General features: G+C 63.6%; 16 protein-coding genes. 11 read left to right on the top strand and 5 right to left on the bottom strand.

Annotated elements, in window-relative coordinates; genetic code table 11:
* Nucleotides 1-162 precede the first annotated feature (162 nt).
* Complete coding sequence (locus HNQ39_RS27975; RefSeq protein WP_184203899.1) at nucleotides 163-1341, top strand: cation:proton antiporter; 1179 nt, start codon at nucleotides 163-165, stop codon at nucleotides 1339-1341.
* Here HNQ39_RS27975 and HNQ39_RS27970 read toward each other — a convergent pair.
* Nucleotides 1338-1937, bottom strand: coding sequence for a hypothetical protein (locus HNQ39_RS27970; RefSeq protein ID WP_184203898.1), 600 nt, complete (start codon nucleotides 1935-1937; stop codon nucleotides 1338-1340). The genes HNQ39_RS27975 and HNQ39_RS27970 overlap by 4 nt on opposite strands.
* Complete coding sequence (locus HNQ39_RS27965; protein ID WP_184203897.1) at nucleotides 1928-2410, bottom strand: GNAT family N-acetyltransferase; 483 nt, start codon at nucleotides 2408-2410, stop codon at nucleotides 1928-1930. Before HNQ39_RS27965 ends, HNQ39_RS27970 begins: the two co-directional genes overlap by 10 nt.
* Before the next feature lie 67 nt (nucleotides 2411-2477).
* On the opposite strand from HNQ39_RS27965, the gene HNQ39_RS27960 reads away from it, so the two are divergent.
* The gene (locus HNQ39_RS27960; protein WP_184203896.1) at nucleotides 2478-3899 is read left to right on the top strand and encodes a hypothetical protein; all 1422 of its coding nucleotides are present in this window, start codon (nucleotides 2478-2480) and stop codon (nucleotides 3897-3899) included.
* Between the two features lie 27 nt (nucleotides 3900-3926).
* A complete protein-coding gene (locus HNQ39_RS27955; protein ID WP_184203895.1) occupies nucleotides 3927-5402 on the top strand; it encodes a hypothetical protein in 1476 nt (491 codons plus the stop codon).
* On the opposite strand, the gene gatA is transcribed toward HNQ39_RS27955, so the two are convergent.
* Both gatA and gatC read right to left on the bottom strand, forming a co-directional pair.
* Nucleotides 5399-6859 carry an Asp-tRNA(Asn)/Glu-tRNA(Gln) amidotransferase subunit GatA gene (gene gatA / locus HNQ39_RS27950; protein ID WP_184203894.1) on the bottom strand — a complete coding sequence of 487 codons (1461 nt, stop codon included), beginning with the start codon at nucleotides 6857-6859 and terminating at the stop codon, nucleotides 5399-5401. The genes HNQ39_RS27955 and gatA overlap by 4 nt on opposite strands.
* Nucleotides 6860-6861: 2 nt before the next feature.
* Nucleotides 6862-7161 carry an Asp-tRNA(Asn)/Glu-tRNA(Gln) amidotransferase subunit GatC gene (gene gatC / locus HNQ39_RS27945; RefSeq protein WP_184203893.1) on the bottom strand — a complete coding sequence of 100 codons (300 nt, stop codon included), beginning with the start codon at nucleotides 7159-7161 and terminating at the stop codon, nucleotides 6862-6864.
* 110 nt (nucleotides 7162-7271) lie between these two features.
* Between gatC and HNQ39_RS27940 the strand changes: the two genes are divergently transcribed.
* The 7 genes from HNQ39_RS27940 to HNQ39_RS27910 all read left to right on the top strand — a co-directional run bounded on the left by HNQ39_RS27940 (nucleotide 7272) and on the right by HNQ39_RS27910 (nucleotide 15504).
* Nucleotides 7272-8090 (top strand): ABC transporter permease subunit, encoded by an 819-nt coding sequence (locus tag HNQ39_RS27940; protein ID WP_184203892.1) that lies wholly within the window; start codon nucleotides 7272-7274, stop codon nucleotides 8088-8090.
* Nucleotides 8087-8785 carry an SIMPL domain-containing protein gene (locus tag HNQ39_RS27935; RefSeq protein WP_184203891.1) on the top strand — a complete coding sequence of 233 codons (699 nt, stop codon included), beginning with the start codon at nucleotides 8087-8089 and terminating at the stop codon, nucleotides 8783-8785. The genes HNQ39_RS27940 and HNQ39_RS27935 overlap by 4 nt, the downstream gene beginning before the upstream one ends.
* A 4-nt stretch (nucleotides 8786-8789) precedes the next feature.
* Nucleotides 8790-9725 (top strand): ABC transporter ATP-binding protein, encoded by a 936-nt coding sequence (locus HNQ39_RS27930; protein ID WP_221290404.1) that lies wholly within the window; start codon nucleotides 8790-8792, stop codon nucleotides 9723-9725.
* Entirely contained in the window at nucleotides 9726-11234 is a 1509-nt protein-coding gene (locus HNQ39_RS27925; protein WP_184203890.1) for an ABC transporter permease, read from the top strand.
* Nucleotides 11235-11304: 70 nt separating this feature from the next.
* Entirely contained in the window at nucleotides 11305-12612 is a 1308-nt protein-coding gene (locus HNQ39_RS27920) for a c-type cytochrome domain-containing protein (protein WP_184203889.1), read from the top strand.
* Nucleotides 12613-12809: 197 nt separating this feature from the next.
* Nucleotides 12810-14741, top strand: coding sequence for a COG1470 family protein (locus HNQ39_RS27915; protein WP_184203888.1), 1932 nt, complete (start codon nucleotides 12810-12812; stop codon nucleotides 14739-14741).
* A complete protein-coding gene (locus HNQ39_RS27910) occupies nucleotides 14728-15504 on the top strand; it encodes a GNAT family N-acetyltransferase (RefSeq protein WP_184203887.1) in 777 nt (258 codons plus the stop codon). The genes HNQ39_RS27915 and HNQ39_RS27910 overlap by 14 nt, the downstream gene beginning before the upstream one ends.
* A 40-nt stretch (nucleotides 15505-15544) precedes the next feature.
* Here HNQ39_RS27910 and HNQ39_RS27905 read toward each other — a convergent pair whose 3' ends face one another.
* On the bottom strand, nucleotides 15545-16702 hold the full coding sequence (locus HNQ39_RS27905) for a HEAT repeat domain-containing protein (protein ID WP_184203886.1): 1158 nt from the start codon (nucleotides 16700-16702) through the stop codon (nucleotides 15545-15547).
* 67 nt (nucleotides 16703-16769) lie between these two features.
* On the opposite strand from HNQ39_RS27905, the gene HNQ39_RS27900 reads away from it, so the two are divergent.
* Nucleotides 16770-17717, top strand: a complete 948-nt coding sequence (locus tag HNQ39_RS27900; protein WP_184203885.1) for a PEP-CTERM sorting domain-containing protein — start codon at nucleotides 16770-16772, stop codon at nucleotides 17715-17717.
* Nucleotides 17718-17769 lie beyond the last annotated feature (52 nt).

Raw genomic sequence — 17769 nt, 5'->3', positions numbered from 1 at the left:
CAGGGAGGATATTATCGCAATGGGAACCCTCTGTCAAGACAATCCGTAAAACTTTTTACTTTTTCTTTAGCAACACGACACTCGCAGGCGGTAGACAGCCTAGCGCACCACGATACAATTGGCGGGGGCAACGTGCTTCCTCTCCCCTCGGAAAACAATGTCATGCTACCCGTTGAGCGAATTGCCTTCCTGCTTTTGATCGTCTGCCTGACCGCGATGGCAGCGCGACGGCTACGGCTTCCTTATACGATTGGGCTGATCGCAGCGGGAACGGCGCTCTCTCTCACAGGGCTGCTCGCGGGCGTGGCTCTCACCAAGGAGCTGATCTTCTCGGCGCTCCTGCCCCCACTGATCTTTGAGGCTGCCTTCTATATTCCCTGGACCGAGCTACGCGCGGATTCGAAGCCGATCCTCTTGCTGGCGACCCTTGGCGTACTACTGGCGACAGGACTCACGGCGGCAGGGATGCACTTTTTAGCGGGCTGGGAGTGGCAAGCGGCCACGGTCTTTGGGACCCTGATCGCCGCTACCGACCCGGTCTCAGTGATTGCGACCTTTAAAGAAGCGGGCGTCCACGGGCGACTGCGGCTACTGGTCGAGGCGGAGAGCCTCTTTAACGATGGGACCGCGGCGGTGCTCTTTGGGGTGGTGCTGGCCTGGGCGAGTAGCGGGCAAGTGAGCGTAGCGCACATCGGCTTAGATCTGCTCCGTGAGGTGGGCGGCGGGTGTGGCATGGGCCTGCTGGTCGGCTTTTTTGTTCTGTGGATCGCGGGGCACACCGACGACCACCTTGTTGAGATCGCGCTGACCGTGGTGGCGGCCTATGGCTCGTTCTTGCTGGCGCAGCACTTTCACTGCTCGGGTGTCTTGGCGACCCTGTGCTGTGGCCTGCTCCTAGGCAACCGTGGCTCTCTGGGCTCGATCACGGATGCGGGACATGAAGCGGTCGGCTCGTTCTGGGAGTTTGCCGCGTTTCTAGTCAACTCGGTGATCTTCCTACTCATTGGGGCGAGCGAGAAGGACCTGCTCCGGGAGCTCGTGCACTACGGGGTGCCTCTCCTGATCGCCACGGGGATCGTCACGCTGGGACGCGGTGTGGCGGTCTACCCGCTCTGTGCCCTGTTCGCCCGCTCGCCCTTGGCGATCTCCCTGGCACACCAGCACATTCTTTTCTGGGGCGGCCTCCGCGGTGCCCTCGCCCTTGCCCTGGTGCTGGGTCTGCCCGAGAGCCTGCCGCGGCGCGCGGAGCTGATCGCGGTGACCTTTGGGGTGGTTGCGTTCTCGGTGATTGTCCAAGGGCTGACGGTTACGCCGCTGCTCAAGCGCCTCAAGCTCCACTAGGGAGCGGGCGTGTACTCCAGGCGGGCGCAGTAGCCGGGGCGGATGAGGTGGAAGCGGTTGTACCACCAGCCCTTGACATTCTCGACCTCGCCCACGCGGGTCACTGGCCCTGGCTGCTGCACGAGGCCGTAGGTATAGAACCTCCCATTGTCGATCTTATAGGTGAGCGTGTCCCGCTCGGTCATGCAGGCGGCGGGCGACTCTCCGTAGATCACCACCAACCCCGGCACGCTATCGTCGTAGGTGGTGAAGCGGCGGTCCATCCCCCAGCGGTTGAGCGCGATCCGCCAGCCCGCACGGGTGAGATCCGCCCAGCCGGGATCGAGGTCGTCCAGGTCCACCCCGAAGCCGGCGTGGAGCGGCTCGCTCTCCCAGCGCAGGCGCTCTTCGTCCAGCTCCGCCTCGCTCCAGAGCCGCACGAGCCCCTTGTCGATCAGGTCCGCCAGCGCCTGGGCCACTTGCTCGTCGGTGAGCTGGCCGCGCAAGAGCGGCAGCGGCGGCGCGTTGCGGGAGTCGTCGAGCAGGACCACGGGCTCGCGTGGCCCGGAGTCGTAGAGGTGCCAGAGGACGGCGCTCTCGGGATCGGTTAGCTCCACCGGGTGAAGTCCTCCTCGGTCAGGCGGTAGATCCACCAGTCCTTGAGGTGGGTCGCGCCGCGCTTGTTGTAGAACCCCTGCGCCAGCTCGTTCCAGTCGAGGCAGGTCCATTCCATGCGCCCACAGCCCAGCCGGCTTGCCTCGCGCACCTGGAAGTCGAAGAGGGCGCTCCCGACTCCCTTGGTCCGCGCCTCCGGGAGCACGAAGAAGTCCTCTAAAAACAGAGTCGGCTTGGCCAGGAAGGTCGAGTAGGTAAAGAACGTGATCGTGTAGCCCAGCGGCTCCGCACTCTCTTCGTCGAAGGCCAGGTGCACAAAAAACCGTGGCGGCTGATGCGCAAAGGCATCGGCCAGCAAGCGCTCTTTGGCATCGTCGGTGGGGCCGGGCAGCGCTTCGTAGTCCGCAAGGGCCTGGATCAGGCTAAGAAAGTTTGAACCATCCGCGGGAGTTGCGGGACGAACGTGAATGGGCATGGGCACTATTGTACCTGTCCTTGACAAATCACAGAGAACACCGAATACTGCACCAAGGAGCAAGTTCATGAAAAAAGTAGATGCTTCACGCCCCGGTCTGGGGTTTCCGGCACGGCTCGGAATCCTGACCTTGATTCTCTCGGGGGGCGTCTTTGCCACGCTGACGGTGGTTGCAAAACGACGGGGGACCGATGCCGGTGTCTACCTAACCAAGATCGACTACCGCAGGACCTACAGCAAGGAGAACTTCAACTACTCCGTGGCGGAGACCAAGCTCAAGCTCGGTGACCGCAAGGGCTGCGCGGCACTGGTCAAGACACTTGCCTTTGGGAGCGACGACGACGGCAAGCGCTACCAAGCGCTTCGGCTGAGGCTGGTTAAGGCACAGCTTGCGGCGGGCGAGCTCACGGAGGCCCTCCTCAGCGCTGCGGGCGACACGAGCCTCGCCGAAGAGGTCCTCTTAAAGCAACTCCAGCGCCAAGGTGCCAAGGTAGCGCTGGCCGGCGTCTCCCAGCTCCCTCCGAGCGATCAGCCCCCGCTGTACCGGACACTAGCGCTCCACCAGCTTGCCCAGGGCGATACATCGGGGGCCGAGGAGACTATCGCGCGCCTCCCCGAGCCTCACCAGCGCCGAGAGCTTACTCCTGCGCTCGCAGATACCTACTACAAAAAACGGGAGCTTGCCCGAGCCATCGCCGTCTTGGAGGGGCTCCCCACCAAGCCGGAGCAGAGCGCGGCCCTTGTCGTGCTGGGAAGGGCCTGCCTGCGGGCGCGGGATATGATGTCGCTGCGGGTGATTCTGGAGCGCCTGCCCAGTGAGGCAAACGGGCGCCAGCCCCGGATGGTGTCGCGGCCCCTGACTCCTGCGCCACGCTTCCAGCTCCTGACCGAGCTCATCGCCTCCTCCGAGTCGCCCAACACGATCCTGGAGCTGATGCAGGCCTACGCTCACCCCGACGACCTCCCCACCCTGGTGCATACGGTTTCGAGCAATGCCATCAATACGCGTAATCGTCAGGCCGCTCTGGCAGCGCTACAGCTGCTTCACTCCCTCCCCTCCGAGGCAGCCAAGCGGCTCTACGACCAAGAGGCCTCCCAGATCTTCTACAACGCCTTGGACCTCGTGCCCGACCCGCTCGAACTTGTCTTAGGCATCCACGACGAGAGAGTGCGCGGGGCGACGCTCCAGCAGCTTGGGCTCCAGTGGGTGCAACAAAACAACTGGCAGGGGCTTGATAGGCTTTTTAGGGGCCTTGGCCCGATCCCGAAGCCAGAGCTCCAGAGAGTCTACGACTCGCTCTCAGCCACGGCGAGTGCCCGTCTTCGCATCAGCGACCCGGCTCGTGCCCGCCAGTACGCCGAGCAGATCGTCGACCCCCAGCAGCGCCAGAGTGCCCTGAGCATCCTGCCGCTACGCACCGTCCCCTCCGCGCCAAGCACCCTGGAGGGCTCCCAGCCACCACTCGAGGGACAGAGCCTCCACCGCTAGTCCCCCTTCACACCAAGGAGCAAGTTCATGAAAAAAGTAGATGCTTCCCGTCCCGGCCTCGGACTTCCCGCGCGGCTTGGAATCTTGACGATGGTTCTCACGGGAGGAGTTTTTGTTACGCTCAATGTCATGGCCAAACAAAATGGGGCCGACATGAGTGCCTATCTCACGACCCTTGACTTTGGCAAGGCCTACAGCAAGGAGAACCTCAACTACCTCGCGGCGGAGGCCAAGCTCAAGCTGGGCGACCGCAAGGGCTGCGCGGCGCTGGTCAAGACTCTCTCGTTCCGCAAGGAGGACGATAATGTCAGCCATCAGGAGCTCCGCGCCGCCCTTGTCAAGGCCCAGCTCGCTGCGGGCGAGTTCTCCGATGCCCGTGCCAGTGCCCAAGACGACCGAAGTCTCCTGGTCGATGTCTTCCGTACCCAGACCGAGAAAGAGGGGCTCGATGCCACCCTCGCCAATGCGGCCTCTGTCCCCGAGCCAGATCGCTCCGCGGTGTTTGGTAGCCTGATCACCAACTTGCTGGGATACGGCAGCATGACAACCGTTTCCGGCAAGACGGAGCTTGAGCGACTGGCCCTTAGCGAGCGTCTGATCGCGCAGATGACCCCTGAAGCCTGCCAGGCAGTCTACCAAACCCTCATGTCTGCCTACTACAAGGCGGGCAACCTCCCCGCCGCCTTGGCGACCGCCGAACGGATCCAGCCCTCTGAGCAGCAGGCACAGGCCCTCAACAGCCTAGGCTCGAGCTGTCTGCAGGCCAACGACACCCCAGGGTTAAAAGCCGTTCTGCAGCGCCTCCCCAATGCGCCCAGCCAGCGCAAAGAGCAGGTATTAGGAACCAACCAGCGCATCACCAGCATTACTCCGTCGATGCGCTACCAGCTCCTCCAAACCGTTGGCTTCCGGCTCCCTCCTGCCAGCGCGCTGGAGCTAGTACGCACCTACGCACATCCCCAAGACAGGCCTGAGCTTCTGCGAAGTGTCTGCTCTCAGGCGCGGAGCAAGAAAGACCTCCCCACACTCAAGGCTGCCTTGGCCGTGCTACGCCCTGACACGTCGGAAGCGGGTAAGAGAGTCTACGACCAGGAGGTCGAGCAGTTTTTCTATAGCTCGGCGCTCTCCCAGCTCAGCGAGGACCCACTCGCGCTGGCCCAGACCATCCATAGCGATGCGCAGCGTGGCCAAGCGCTTCTGAGTGTCGGGCGGCACTATGTCGAGCAGAAGAACTGGGAGGGGGTGGACAAGGTGCTGGCCCTGCTCAGGGGGCTCTCGTCCAATGAGGCACGGCTACAGTACGACTCCCTGGTCTCCGCGGCACTCTTCCCCCTGCGGCAGAGCGACCCGGAGCGGGCGAAGCGGCTAGAGAAGCAAGCCATGACCCCGGAGATGCGCCGGCAGTACCAGCTCCTGCTCTCTCCGCCTCGTGTCTCGGGCTCGACGAGCTACTTTGGGATGGGGAGAGTGATGATCCCTCCCCCCACTGTCATCCGCCGCTAGAGGCTCGCGCGGCGGGTGTGCCAGTCGGTGGCTTGCTCGTAGGCGTGGGCCACCTTAAAGAGCAGCTCCTCGGAGAACGCAGGCCCGAGGAGCTGCATTCCGACGGGCAGGCCATTGGTATCGAAGCCACAGCACTGCGAGAGCGCGGGAATCCCAGCGAGGTTGGCCGAGAGCGTGCAGATATCCGAGAGCTTCATCGCCAGGGGATCGTCGGTTTTCTCCCCGATCCCAAAGGCCGTGGTCGGGGCCGTGGGCGTGATAAGCACGTCGAAGTTTTGAAACGCATCCTCGAAGTCCTGCTGGATCAGCGTCCGCACCTGCTGCGCCTTCAGGTAGAAAGCATCGTAGTACCCGGCGGAGAGCGCGTAGGTGCCGATCAAGATGCGCCGCTTCACTTCGTCGCCAAAGCCCTCCTCGCGGCTCTTCTCAAAGAGATCGATATGGCTTGTCGCGCGCTGGGTCCGGTGGCCGTAGCGGACACCGTCGTAGCGGGCAAGGTTGCTCGATGCCTCGGCGGGGGCGACAATGTAGTAGGCGGGGAGGGTGTACTCGGTGTGGGGCAGGGAGCACTCGGCCACCTCGGCACCCAGGCCACGGAGCACCCCGATCGCGCTCTGCACCAAGATGCGAATCTCCGAGGCGATCCCAGCGGCGAAGTACTCGGTGGGTACCCCGATCCGCAGGCCCTTGATATCCCCGGTGAGCGCCTTTGTGTAGTCGGGGACCTCGCGCGGGACACTGGTGGAGTCGTAGGAGTCGTGGCCGGAGAGGACAGTCATCGCCAGGGCCGCGTCCTCGATATTCTTCGCAAACGGCCCGATCTGGTCCAGCGACGAAGCAAACGCAACCAGGCCGTAGCGGCTGACACGGCCGTAGGTGGGCTTGACCCCGACCACGCCGCAGAAGCTCGCGGGCTGGCGGATCGAGCCGCCGGTATCGGAGCCGAGCGAGAGCGGGGCGAAGTCCGCCGCGACTGCCGCCGCGCTCCCCCCCGACGAGCCCCCCGGCACTTTCGAGAGATCCCACGGGTTGTGGGTCAGCTTCAGCGCCGAGTTCTCGGTTGAGGAGCCCATGGCAAACTCATCCAGGTTGGTCTTGCCGATCGCGATCGCGCCTGCGGCCTCCAGCTTCTCCACAACGGTTGCGCTGTAGGGCGGGACAAAGCCGGCGAGGATCTTGCTGGCACAGGTCGTCTCGATCCCACGGGTGCAGAGGTTGTCCTTGAGCGCCACGGGAACCCCCGCGAGCGGGCCGGGGTCCTCGCCCGCCGCCAGCTTGGCGTCCACCGCATCGGCCTGGGCGAGCGCCTGCTCCTCTAAGACCGTCAAAAACGCTCCCACGGCCTCGTCGTGCGCCGCGATCCGTGCCAGAAACGCCTCGGTGACCGCGCGGGCGGAGACCTCTCTTGCCTTCACTTTTGCGGCGATCTGGGTCGCGGTGAGATGGGTAAGCTCCATGGCTAGTCTCCTCCCAGCACTTGCGGGACAATAAAGCCGCCCATGATCTCATCGGTGTGCCCGGTGAGCGTGAGCACCTCCGCCTGCGAGAGCGAGGGCTTCACTTCGTCGTCGCGCAGCAGTGCCGTCACCGGGACGGCGTGGCTGGTGGGCGCGACCTGGGTGGTATCGAGCTGCTGCAGGCGGGCAAACTGGTCGAGGAGGTCATTGAGCTGGGGAGTGATCGTCGCGATCTCATCGTCCGAGAGGGCAAGGCGGGCCAGCGTCCCGACCTTGCGAACATCTTCTGTGGTCAAGGCCATGCGCCCATTATACCGCCCCTCTCCCGGCCACCTTGCGCCAAAGGATTTTTTGTAGCGAGCCGTAACCGTTGCGGCCATAATAGCGTTAAGCTAGGAGAAGGACTTTTGCCATGTCTGTCTTTACCGAAAACCCCGTGCTCTACAAAGAGATTACGACCCGATTTCAGCTCCGTCGTCAGTCAAAAGCGAACCGGATCGTGATCTACTGTATCGTCGGGCTGGTCATCCCACTGTTCTACTGGTTCAGCCTGCGGGCGATCCTCTACAGCCAGACAGGCGCACGCGATGCCTTCGGGATGTTTCTCACGGTCTTTGAGACAAGCCTCGTGGTGCTCCTCACCCCGGCGATGTTGGCCTCGACGATCACGATCGAGCGGGAGAAGCAGACCTGGAACGCGCTCCTGCTCTCCAAGCTGACCCACACAGAGATTGTCGGGGGCAAGTTTATCGGGGGGCTCCTGCCGACCCTGGCGACCCTGCTGGTCTTCTTCCCCCTCAATATCGCCGCGGCGTGCGTGGGCACGGTGACCCTCGCGCAGTTTGTCTTGGCCCACGTGCTCCTGCTGGCAACGACTTTCTTTTATGGCGCGCTAGGGATGTTCTGCTCCTGGGCCTGCCGACGAACCCAGGTCGCCACCGCAACGGCGGCGGGGACGGTCGCGTTTCTGGTGCTGGGCTCTCCGCTGGCGCTCTCGCTCTGGCAGTCCGTGGCGGGCTACAACTCCTACGGCCGTGATGCGACCCTGAGCTTTATGCCGCTGTGGAGCAATCCCTACTACGCCATGACCGAGCTGACCATGAACCAGAGCAACGACATCCACCCTGAGGTCGCGGTTCTGCTCACCCTAGGCTCGCTGGTCGGCGCGGTGCTCTTGCTGGTGGCGATCACCCGCAAGCTCGCCCACGGCCCCAAAGAGATGAGCGCGTGAGAGCCCTTCTTGCGACACTGGTTCTCTGCCTGGGCACCGCGTGGGCACAAGAGACCAAGCCCGCCCTCGTGACCGTGACGGGCAGAGGCGTTATCCTCGCCAAGCCCGACCGAGCGCGAGTGACACTCGGTGTCGAGACGCGCGGCCCAGATGCAGCAGTCGCCGCCCGACAGAACGCCCAGCGACTGGAGGCGGTTATCGCCGCACTGCGCAAGCTTGGGATCGAGGCCAAAGACATCCAGACGGTCGGTTTCGGCGTACAGGCGACCGATGGAGGCTCGAAGATTCGTCAGGTCAGTAACGCTCTCGAGGTGACCATCCGCAGGCTCGCCGATGCAGGCAAGGTTGTCGATGCGGCCCTCAAGGCGGGAGCCAACACCGCAAGCGATCTGGCTTTTGAGGTAACCAACCCAGAGCCTCTCCATGACCTTGCCCTGAAACAAGCGGTTCAGGACGGACAGCGCAAGGCCAAGGCTCTTGCCGAGGCGGCCGGGGGGAGCAAACTAACCCTGGAAAGCTTGATGGAAGATGAGAGTGGCGGAGTGATCGCCGGGGAATTCAATGGCATGAACTACTACTCCAACCGTGCAAATATTTCAGCAGGAGACCGGACTCCTATCACATCGAACCAGATTATCATTTCCGTGCGGGTCCGGCTTGAGTACCGACTGACCACTTTGGGAGGCAAAGAGTAGAGATATGCCACTGGTAGAGATCAACCACCTACGAAAAGAGTACGGCGACCTTGTGGCCGTCAAGAACCTCTCGCTGACCCTCAATGAGGGCGAGATATTCGGCTTTATCGGCCCCAACGGCGCGGGCAAGACCACCACGATCAAGATCCTCGCGACCCTGCTGGACCCGTCGGCGGGGAGCGCAAAAGTCGATGGGATCGAGGTCTCCCAGGACCCGGAGGCGGTGCGCTCCAAGATCGGCTACATGCCCGATGCCTTCGGGGTCTACGACGACTTCAAGGTGTGGGAGTACCTGGACTTCTTCGCCGCGTCTTATCGGGTTCCCAAGGGCGACCGGCCGGGGCTGATCGACCTGGTCTTGGACCTAACCAACCTCTCGGTCAAGAAAGATGCCTATGTCGAGTCGCTCTCCCGCGGGATGAAGCAGCGGCTCTGTCTGGCACGCACCCTGGTGCACAACCCCAAGGTGCTCCTCCTCGACGAGCCCGCATCGGGCCTCGACCCACGGGCGCGTATCGAGATTAAAGAGCTTCTCAAAGAGCTGCGCAACATGGGCAAGACCATTATTGTCAGCTCCCACATCCTCCCCGAGCTCGCCGACTTCTGCACATCGGTGGGGATTATCGAGCGGGGTGAGATGATTGTCGCCGGGCCGATTGAGAAGATCATGAAGGAGGTGCTCGGGGGGCGCGTGCTGGAGCTGCGTGTCCCCGAGGCCGACCGTGCGCAAGCGATGGCGATCCTGCGCGATGTGGACCATGTCCGCGATGTCGCGCTGGTGAGCGAGACGATTCGGGTGGACTACAACGGCACGCTCGACGACCAATCCGGGGTGCTACTGGCGCTGATCCAGAACGGAGTCCGTGTCCAGACCTTCGCCGAGCAAGATACCGACCTGGAAGATATCTTCCTGCGTGTGACAAAGGGTTTGGTGGCGTAAATGACAATCAACTGGGAAAACCCCATCCTGACCAAGGAGCTACGTACCCGAATGCGGGGCGCGAAGGCGTTCTGGATTCTGCTGCTCTACCTGGGCCTGCTCTCGCTGATCCTGGGCGGCACCTACCTGAGCTGGATCGCCACGCAGGAGCGCCAAGGGGCCGCCGCGACCCAGTCCTACGACATGGGGCGGATGTTCTACGGGGTGCTCTTTGTGGTGCAGGCGGCTCTGGTGGGGCTCATCACCCCAGCACTGACCTCCGGGGCGCTCTCCATTGAGCGCGAGCAGCGCACCTTTGAGGCCCTCTCGGTCAGCCCGCTACCGCGCCGAAGCATTGTCCTAGGCAAGCTCACCTCCGCGGTCGGCTTTGTCGGGCTCCTCTTGCTCTCGTCGGTGCCCCTAGTGGCGCTGTGTTTTCTTCTGGGCGGGGTCTCGCCCCAGGAAGTGACGGCCGCTTATGTCCTGCTGCTGGCGTCTGCGTTTCTCTACGGTGCCACCGGGATCGCGTTTTCGTCGTTTGCCAAGAACACCACGACCTCCACAGTGCTCACCTACGGGACGATCTTAGTCTTCTTCTTTAGCACGCTCCCTGCGGCGCTGACCTCGCTGGACCTGAGCACCGCGACTGTACACAGCCGCTCCCATCTTTTCTTACTCGGTGTCAACCCTGTCGGTGCCATGGTCGCCGGGAACCTCACCGAGAGCTACTTTGGGCTTAATGTGCCAAGCTGGCTGATGGGAATCATGGTCAATGGCCTGCTTGGCACGATCCTGACCGTGGTCGCGCTCCACCGCATTGAGTACCCCCGCACCGACCGCTCTGGTCTGCTCCGTGGGCTGACCACGAGCTTTATCGGCCTGATCGTGCTCCTTGCCTGTGGGCACGCGGCGACGCTTGAAGGAGCCGCTGTGGGGATCATCCTCCTGCCCCTGCTGCTCATCCCGCTCTTTGTCTCGGGCGAGGGCCTGGGCACCACGCCGCTCCGCAAGCAGCTCCTGCGGCTCAAAGAAGGCAACCCGGTCTCCGGCCTGCTCTTTGTGACGGCCCTCATGGTGCTCTCTGCGGTTCTGCTGAGTGTCGGGGTGGAGTTCGCACGCCACTCATCGGAGTACTGGACACCCGTCACCAACTTTGTCCGCCACGCGGTGCCCGCGGTCGCCATCTCCCTGAGTGCGCTCTTTGGGTTTGGCAGCCTGACCCTCCTGCTCTCCCAGAAGCTCAAGAACCGCTGGGGAGTGATGGCCCTCTCGTTTGCGATCCTCGCAGCGGTCTACTTCCTCCCGCTCAGCACCGAGAGCTTCCGCAACTACGACGAGCCCGCATCGGCCTGGGTCAATAGCTACTGCCTCTCGCCGCTGATCAGCACGTTCTATCTTGAGAACTCGCAGGGCCGCATTATCAAAGCCCTCTTCTACGACCACAGCACGATGTGGCTGCTCAACTGTGCGTTCACAAGCCTGATCGGAGTTGTCTCCCTGAGCCTGCTCAAGCGCGCCCGTCGGGCCTAGCTTCGCGACACGGTGTAACCGTTTTTGCTGCCGGTGCCAATCGGGGGCAAAAACGGTTATACTGTTTATTATGCCCGCAGCACAGGTGCCGCCCCCGAAAACACCGCCCTCGTTTCAGCGAGAGGTTGTCCCGATCTTGCGTACTGCCTGCCTAGGGTGCCACAGCGCCCAGCTCCCCACCGCAGGCTTCTCGGTCGACTCGTACACCGCCCTGATGAAGGGTGGCAAGGCGGGCGTAGCCATTGTCCCCGGCAAGAGCGACCAGAGCCGCCTGGTGCGCATGCTCACGGGCGCACAGAAGCCGCTCATGCCGCCTGGCTCGGGGCTCAGGGCAACCGATATCGACACCATCCGGCGCTGGGTGGACGCCGGCGCAAAGCTTGATACAGCGGTGGTGGGCACGACCAGCACGACCGCCAAGACCGCAACCGCCGCGAACGTGATCGCAGCACCCAAGCCCGTGGGCAAGCTGCTTTCTGTAGCCGCCCCCGTGAACTCCCTGGCCTACTCCCCCGACGGCAAGCTCCTCGCGGTGGGCACCTACCAGCGCGTCCTGCTCTGCGACCCGGCGACCCGCACGGTGACCAAGGTCTGGAGCGGGCACCTCGATACCGTGCGCTCGCTGGCCTTCTCGCCTGATGGAAAGTTCCTGGCGGCAGGCGGCGGAGCCTCCGGGGCACTGGGCCAGGTGCGGCTCTGGAGTGTCGCGGAGGACAAGGAGGTCCGCACCTTTGGCGACCACACCGACACGGTCAATGGGGTGGCCTTCTCCAACGATAGCAAGCTAATCGCCACCGCCAGCGCAGACCGGACGGTCAAGCTGTGGGAGGCCGCCACGGGCAAGCTCAGCCAGACCCTCCGCGACCACGCCGATGCGGTCTCTAGCGTGGCGTTTGCCCCCGGCGGCAAGCTCCTCGCCTCATCGGGCAACGACAAGAGTGTCAAGCTCTGGGATATCGCCAGTGGCAAGCGCCTCTACTCCATCGGTGCCCACGAGGAGCCCGTCACTGATGTCTGCTTCACCGCGGGCGGCCAGCTCCTGAGCGCCAGCACCGACAGGCTCGCCAAGCTCTGGAATATCGGCCCGGAGAGCGGGGGCCATGTGCGCAACTTCGGCGGACACGGCGCGACGGTCTTTGCGGTGACCACCAGCAGCGACGGCCAGCTCGCCGCGACTGCCTCGGGGGATAAGACGATCCGCGTGTGGAATGTCGGCAACGGCGGCACGACAGTCGCCTTCACCGAGCCCAAGGACTGGTGCTACGCCGTGCGCTTCAGCCCGGATAAAAAACACCTCGCGGCGGGCACCTTCGACGGCCAGGTCTTTCTCTGGAGCCTGGAGCCCAACAAACTCGAAGGGAGCTTCTCCACCAAATGAAACTCTCCCGCACGGTGAACGTGGGGCAATGGGGCCTGCGGCCGTTCGCTTCGCTCAAGTTTCTAGCACCAAGGCCATTTTTACCGACGAGGCACGAGGAGGCGGCCGAAGGCCCTATAGCGGGACGTTTACCGTCCACGCGAATACGCCCTAGAGCCCGGACGTTTACCGTCCTGGGCATCCTTGGTGCCTTGCTCGTGACGCTTCCGGCCACGGCCCAGACCCTGCGGCCCAAGGTGCGCTCGGTCGTGCCGACGGGGGGACAGCGCGGGACGAGTGTCGAGCTCGCAATCGCAGGGGTGAATATCGGCTACGGGACGGCGCTGGTCTTTGATAGTCCGGGGATCACGGTCGCGGCGCTCAAGCCGGAGACCCCCGCCGCAGGGGCGAAGAACCCGGAGAGCAAGCTCACTGCGACCCTCGCGCTCGCGCCGGGCCTCGCGCTGGGACGCTATGCCTTCCGAGTCGCCACCCCCTTGGGAATCTCGGAGCCGGGCTACGTGACGGTCGGGCAGTGGCCGGAGGTGGCGGAGAAAGAGCCCAACAACACGCCCCAGACCGCGCAAGTGCTCACGGGGCCGGTGACGGTAAACGCGAAGAGCGATGGGGCTGAGGATGTCGATGTCTACAAAGTGACGCTCACCGCCAACGAGCCCTTTGTCGCCGAGGCGCTAGCCGGTCCCACTCTGGGCGCCGCCGCGACCATGGAGCCCGTGCTGGTGCTCCGCGACACCGAGGGCCATGAGGTCGCCTCCGCCAGTGCACTCGCCCGCCCCGATGCCCGCTTTGTCTTCACCCCCCGCAAGAGCGGCGAGTACTTTCTGCTGGTCCGGGACCTGCGCTACCAGGGCAGCGCCGACCACCACTACCGGCTGAGTGTCGGTAAGCTCCCCGCGGTCACGAGTGCCTTCCCGCTCGGGGGCCGTGTCGGTACGACCACACATCTCACGCTTAGTGGTACCAACCTGGCCGCCCCCGATACGGCCATGAGCATGCCCGCGGAGCTGCCCTTCGAGCCCCTTCCCTTTATGCCCGGCCTGCGCCTCGATGTTGGCCCCTACCCCGAGGTGACTGAGGCCGAGCCCAACGACACGATCGCGCAGGGCCAGCGGGTCACGCTGCCGGTGACCATCAACGGGCAGCTCTTGTCGCCTTCCCCTAACCGCCCCGACATAGACAACTTCCGCTTCGCTGCCACCAAGGGCCAGGTGTTCCTGCTGGAGGTGCTCGCCTCGCGCCTGGGCTCCAAGCTCGATGGCGTGCTGACGATCTACAACAAAGACGGTGGCGAGCAGTTCCGCAGCGACGATGTGAATGGGAAAGACCCGTTTATCACCTTCACCGCCCCCCACGATGGCGAGTTCACGGCCCAGGTGACCGATCTCAACGGCCGCTCGGGGACGGACTTTGGCTACCGCCTGCGAATCGCCCTCGCCGCGCCGCAGTTCTCGCTCGGGGTTGCCCCGGACTGCCTCTCGGTGGGGCCGGGGGATCGGATTCCGGTCACGGTCAGCGCCACCCGGCAATACGGCCTCGATAGCGAGATCGCCCTGAGCTTCGAGGGCCTGCCCCCCGGTGTGCAGCTTGTCGGCGCGCCCCTCATCCCCCGCGGGCAGAGCGAGGTGACACTCTTTCTGACCGCCGCCGCCGGGACCATGCCCTCGCCCGCGCTCCCGCTGAAGGTCACCGGGACGGCGCAGGGTATCACCCGGCGGGCACAGGCGCTCCAAGAGGAGTATGTCAAGGAGAACGATCAGCTCAAGCGCACCACCCGCCCCGTTCCCCTGCCCTACGCCAGTGTCACCGGCCCCTCAGACCTGCTTGTCGCTCTTGCCAGCGAGCGTCTGGAGCTCAAGGCGGGCCAGACCGCGGAGCTCGTGGTCAAGCTGACCCGCAAGCCGGGCTTCGATGCCAAGGTTCCGCTGATTGTCACGGGGCTTCCCGCCGGGGTGAGTGTCACCAACCCCGAGGTCCCTGAGAAGCAGTCCGAGCACAAGCTGGTCTTTAAAGCCGAGGGAACTGCCGCGATCGGTGAGGTGCGCCTTACCCTGCTCGCCCGCTCCGTGGTCGATGAGCTGCGCTTCTCCCCGCACGCCGCCCCCCCCCTGACCCTCAATGTCACCAAGTAAGCTCTCCCTGGAGCAGGCGGTTGAGGTCTTTGTGGAGGGCTTCTGTGTCACGCGGAGCTTCACGCACCCGTTTGTCGCCGAGCGCCTCGGCCCAAGCCTCTGGCGGCTCCACGATGCGCCCCGCAAGCGTCCCCGAGACCCTTACCGCAACGAGGAGCTGATCGCCTGGGAGCTCCCCCCCCTGGAAGTGGATCGGCTCGCGCAGGCACACGCTCAGGGACGCTACCTCATCTGCTACTTGCTCCCCGAGGGCACCGACGATAGAGCGATGCGCGCGGAGTTCAAGGCGCTGGGCTACCGCCTGGGCTCCACGGAGCCGTTCTTTGTCCATGACCTCGCCGCCCTGCCCACGCACACCACACCGTTTCCGGTGAGCCCGGTGACCACCCCCGAGCAGCTCGATGCGCTCACCAAGGCGGCAGGGCGACGGCAGCTCCTCCCGGAGTTTCTGACGCAAGACCCGCCTCCGATGCGCGGCTATATCGCCGAAGACACGGCCGTGCCGCAGCTTGTCGGCTGGGTGAGCCGTGTCGCGGCGGCGGGATGCGGCTGGTGCCATAGCATGTTTGTCCTCCCCGCCTACCGCCGCCAGGGAATCGCCCGCGCCCTGCTGGCACAGATGCTCGCCGACGATAGAGCCTGCGGCGCGACGGCGAGTGTCTTGCTCGCCAGCCACAGCGGTGCCCTGCTCTACCCGACGGTCGGCTACCGGCAGATCGGGACGCTCTATCTCTACAACCCGCCCCGCCCCCGGACCTCGTGAACGAGGCGGACACCGGGCCTTGCCCTGCTGGCCCGCGGCCTCAAAGTCGCTCCGCGACATGGGAGCGGGTTTCTTCGTCGCAGTCGTAGCGACACTCTGTCAGGAGCCAAGGGGGTGCGTCGTTGCGCGACAGGAGAAGCTCAACATAGGTACGGCGAGTGAAAGAGCTAGGAGTGTTTTCGTAGATGCTGAGCAGGAGCGGTGTGAGTGGTAGCTCAGGGTTGCCTTTGGCGTAGTCGCGGAAGTGGACACTAAAGGTGTAGACTTGGCTTTCTTCGTTGCGCGCCTGTATATCGCGGAAAAGCCCTGTCAGAAGCACAAGGTCACGTGCATCTGTGTTGCGTGCGAGGAGTCGGACAGCGGCGGGGTAGAGTGCTTCCTCGGGGTCGGCGAGAGCTTCAAGAGCACGGGTACGGATGCGTGGATCGGTGAGGTTTCCGAGGGCAAGCATCGCGCGCCAAGTAACATACGGGTTCTCGTGGTAGGTGAGGGCAATCAGATCGGCAGGATCACCGGGGAAAGGCCGATTGCGAAAACGAATGAGCCAGCGCTTGAGTGCCTCGGTGTTTTTTGGCATCGGCTCGCTTAGATCGGGCGCACGATAGGTGGTCCTATTGCGCTTCCGTTCCCGTCGCCGCTGAAACCGTAGCGCAAGGATCGCAAAGATGACGTCACGCGGCGCAGCATGACGTGCAACACGCCGTCCGAGAAGTTTCTGCGCCTCCTCGTAGAGGTAGTCCAGACGCCAGTCCTCGTCCTCGGGCAGCGGGTAGGTGCCCAAGAGCACTGCAATATGCTGCCAGGTTTTTGCATCTCCCAAGGCAAGCAGCTTATCGTCCCAGTCGTAGTTTCCCTGTGCGGCAAGTTGCTCGGCGGCAGCGTAGAGGTCAGTCGTGAAATCGGCGTGCCCACGCTGGTGGAGCCGAGTGCAGAGGCCAAAGAGCTGATCGGTGTCGAGAGTGGGATCGTAGAAAGCGGCACGGAGGTGGGGGGTATACCAAGCAATATCTTTGGTGACTTCCAGCATGTCCAGAAGATAGGCATCACGGCTCCCTTCAATCTGAGTATCGTAGGCGTAGTTGTTGCAGCAGGCGTGGAGAATCGGCTCACGGTAGCGCTCACGAGTGGCCTGGTCGGCGCTTTGTAGGAAAAGCACCGCGCGGCCACGGCCTCGTGCTAGGTCTTGCTCGAAACTCATTCTTTGTCCTTATCGCCAGGTGGCTTGAGCTTGCTAATTCCACAGAGAATTAAGTACTATTGCGGGCATGTCAACACTCAAGCGCTTTCTTGTCCTGCTCCCTCTGCTCACCCTTGCCGGGATCGCCCATGCCCAGACCTATCTCTTGGTCCCTGACTCCGGCAACGACCGCATCCTGGCCCTGGACCCCAACACTGGAGCGATTATCAATGCGAACTTCATCACGGACCTGAACTTCACCACCCCGATCCAGGCAATTGATAGCGGGCGGGGGACCATATTGGTGAGCGATCAGGTGGTCAACTCCGTGCGGGAGTACAGCTACAGCGGGGCATTTCTCGGAACCGTGGTGGGCTCCGCGCAGGGAATTAGCAACCTGCGAGGAATCGCCGTCCGGGGGGGAAGCCTCTATATCTCTGTCGGAGGCGGCACCCTCGCGGGAACCGTCCAGCGCTACGACCTGACCACCAACACTCTCTCGACCTTTGCTACCCTTCCGACGGCGAGTGCGTCTCCCTGGAATATTCTGTTTCGGACAAACGATGTGCTGATCACCGATAGCACCAGCGACGATATTGAGCGCTTTGACCTGAGCGGAACCTACCTGGGCAAGTACTACAACTCCAACGGCAGCACGGAGCTCAACTTCCCCCAGCAGCTTGTCACCCGTAGCAATGGCAACCTCGTGGTCTCGGGCTTCTCGCTTCCCACAGCGATCTACGAGTACACGGGGGTCAACAGCGGGACCCAAGTGGCGACCTACGCGCCCGGGCTGGGTGTCCGCGGTGTCTGGGAGCTGGGCAATGGCGAGCTGATCTACTCGGCGGGGACCCGGCTGGAGCGTATCAACACGACCACCAACACCACCACGAGCATCCTGAATCAGGTGGGTGCGAGCTTCCGCCACTTTAGCATTGTCACGCTCTCGTCGTCTGCACCCGAGCCGGGGACACTGGGCTTGCTCGCCTTGGGAGTGGCTGGCCTCGGGCTCGCACGGCAGCGGCGGGACAGCTAAAGATTCCTCAGCACGGAGAATCTTTTGAACCCTCAGGCGGCTTTCTGGTACA

Origin of the sequence: Armatimonas rosea, from assembly GCF_014202505.1 — a bacterium.
In the GTDB taxonomy this organism is placed as follows: Bacteria; Armatimonadota; Armatimonadia; order Armatimonadales; family Armatimonadaceae; genus Armatimonas; species Armatimonas rosea.
Note: the sequence above shows the minus strand (reverse complement) of the source record. Positions and strands in the feature narration are given on the sequence as shown.

Coding starts and splice junctions, on each gene's coding strand:
- HNQ39_RS27975 (WP_184203899.1), top strand. CDS start 163: ATGCTACCCGTTGAGCGAATTGCCTTCCTGCTTTTGATCGTCTGCCTG.
- HNQ39_RS27965 (WP_184203897.1), bottom strand. CDS start 2,410: ATGCCCATTCACGTTCGTCCCGCAACTCCCGCGGATGGTTCAAACTTT.
- HNQ39_RS27960 (WP_184203896.1), top strand. CDS start 2,478: ATGAAAAAAGTAGATGCTTCACGCCCCGGTCTGGGGTTTCCGGCACGG.
- HNQ39_RS27955 (WP_184203895.1), top strand. CDS start 3,927: ATGAAAAAAGTAGATGCTTCCCGTCCCGGCCTCGGACTTCCCGCGCGG.
- gatA (WP_184203894.1), bottom strand. CDS start 6,859: ATGGAGCTTACCCATCTCACCGCGACCCAGATCGCCGCAAAAGTGAAG.
- gatC (WP_184203893.1), bottom strand. CDS start 7,161: ATGGCCTTGACCACAGAAGATGTTCGCAAGGTCGGGACGCTGGCCCGC.
- HNQ39_RS27940 (WP_184203892.1), top strand. CDS start 7,272: ATGTCTGTCTTTACCGAAAACCCCGTGCTCTACAAAGAGATTACGACC.
- HNQ39_RS27930 (WP_221290404.1), top strand. CDS start 8,790: ATGCCACTGGTAGAGATCAACCACCTACGAAAAGAGTACGGCGACCTT.
- HNQ39_RS27925 (WP_184203890.1), top strand. CDS start 9,726: ATGACAATCAACTGGGAAAACCCCATCCTGACCAAGGAGCTACGTACC.
- HNQ39_RS27920 (WP_184203889.1), top strand. CDS start 11,305: ATGCCCGCAGCACAGGTGCCGCCCCCGAAAACACCGCCCTCGTTTCAG.
- HNQ39_RS27910 (WP_184203887.1), top strand. CDS start 14,728: ATGTCACCAAGTAAGCTCTCCCTGGAGCAGGCGGTTGAGGTCTTTGTG.
- HNQ39_RS27905 (WP_184203886.1), bottom strand. CDS start 16,702: ATGAGTTTCGAGCAAGACCTAGCACGAGGCCGTGGCCGCGCGGTGCTT.
- HNQ39_RS27900 (WP_184203885.1), top strand. CDS start 16,770: ATGTCAACACTCAAGCGCTTTCTTGTCCTGCTCCCTCTGCTCACCCTT.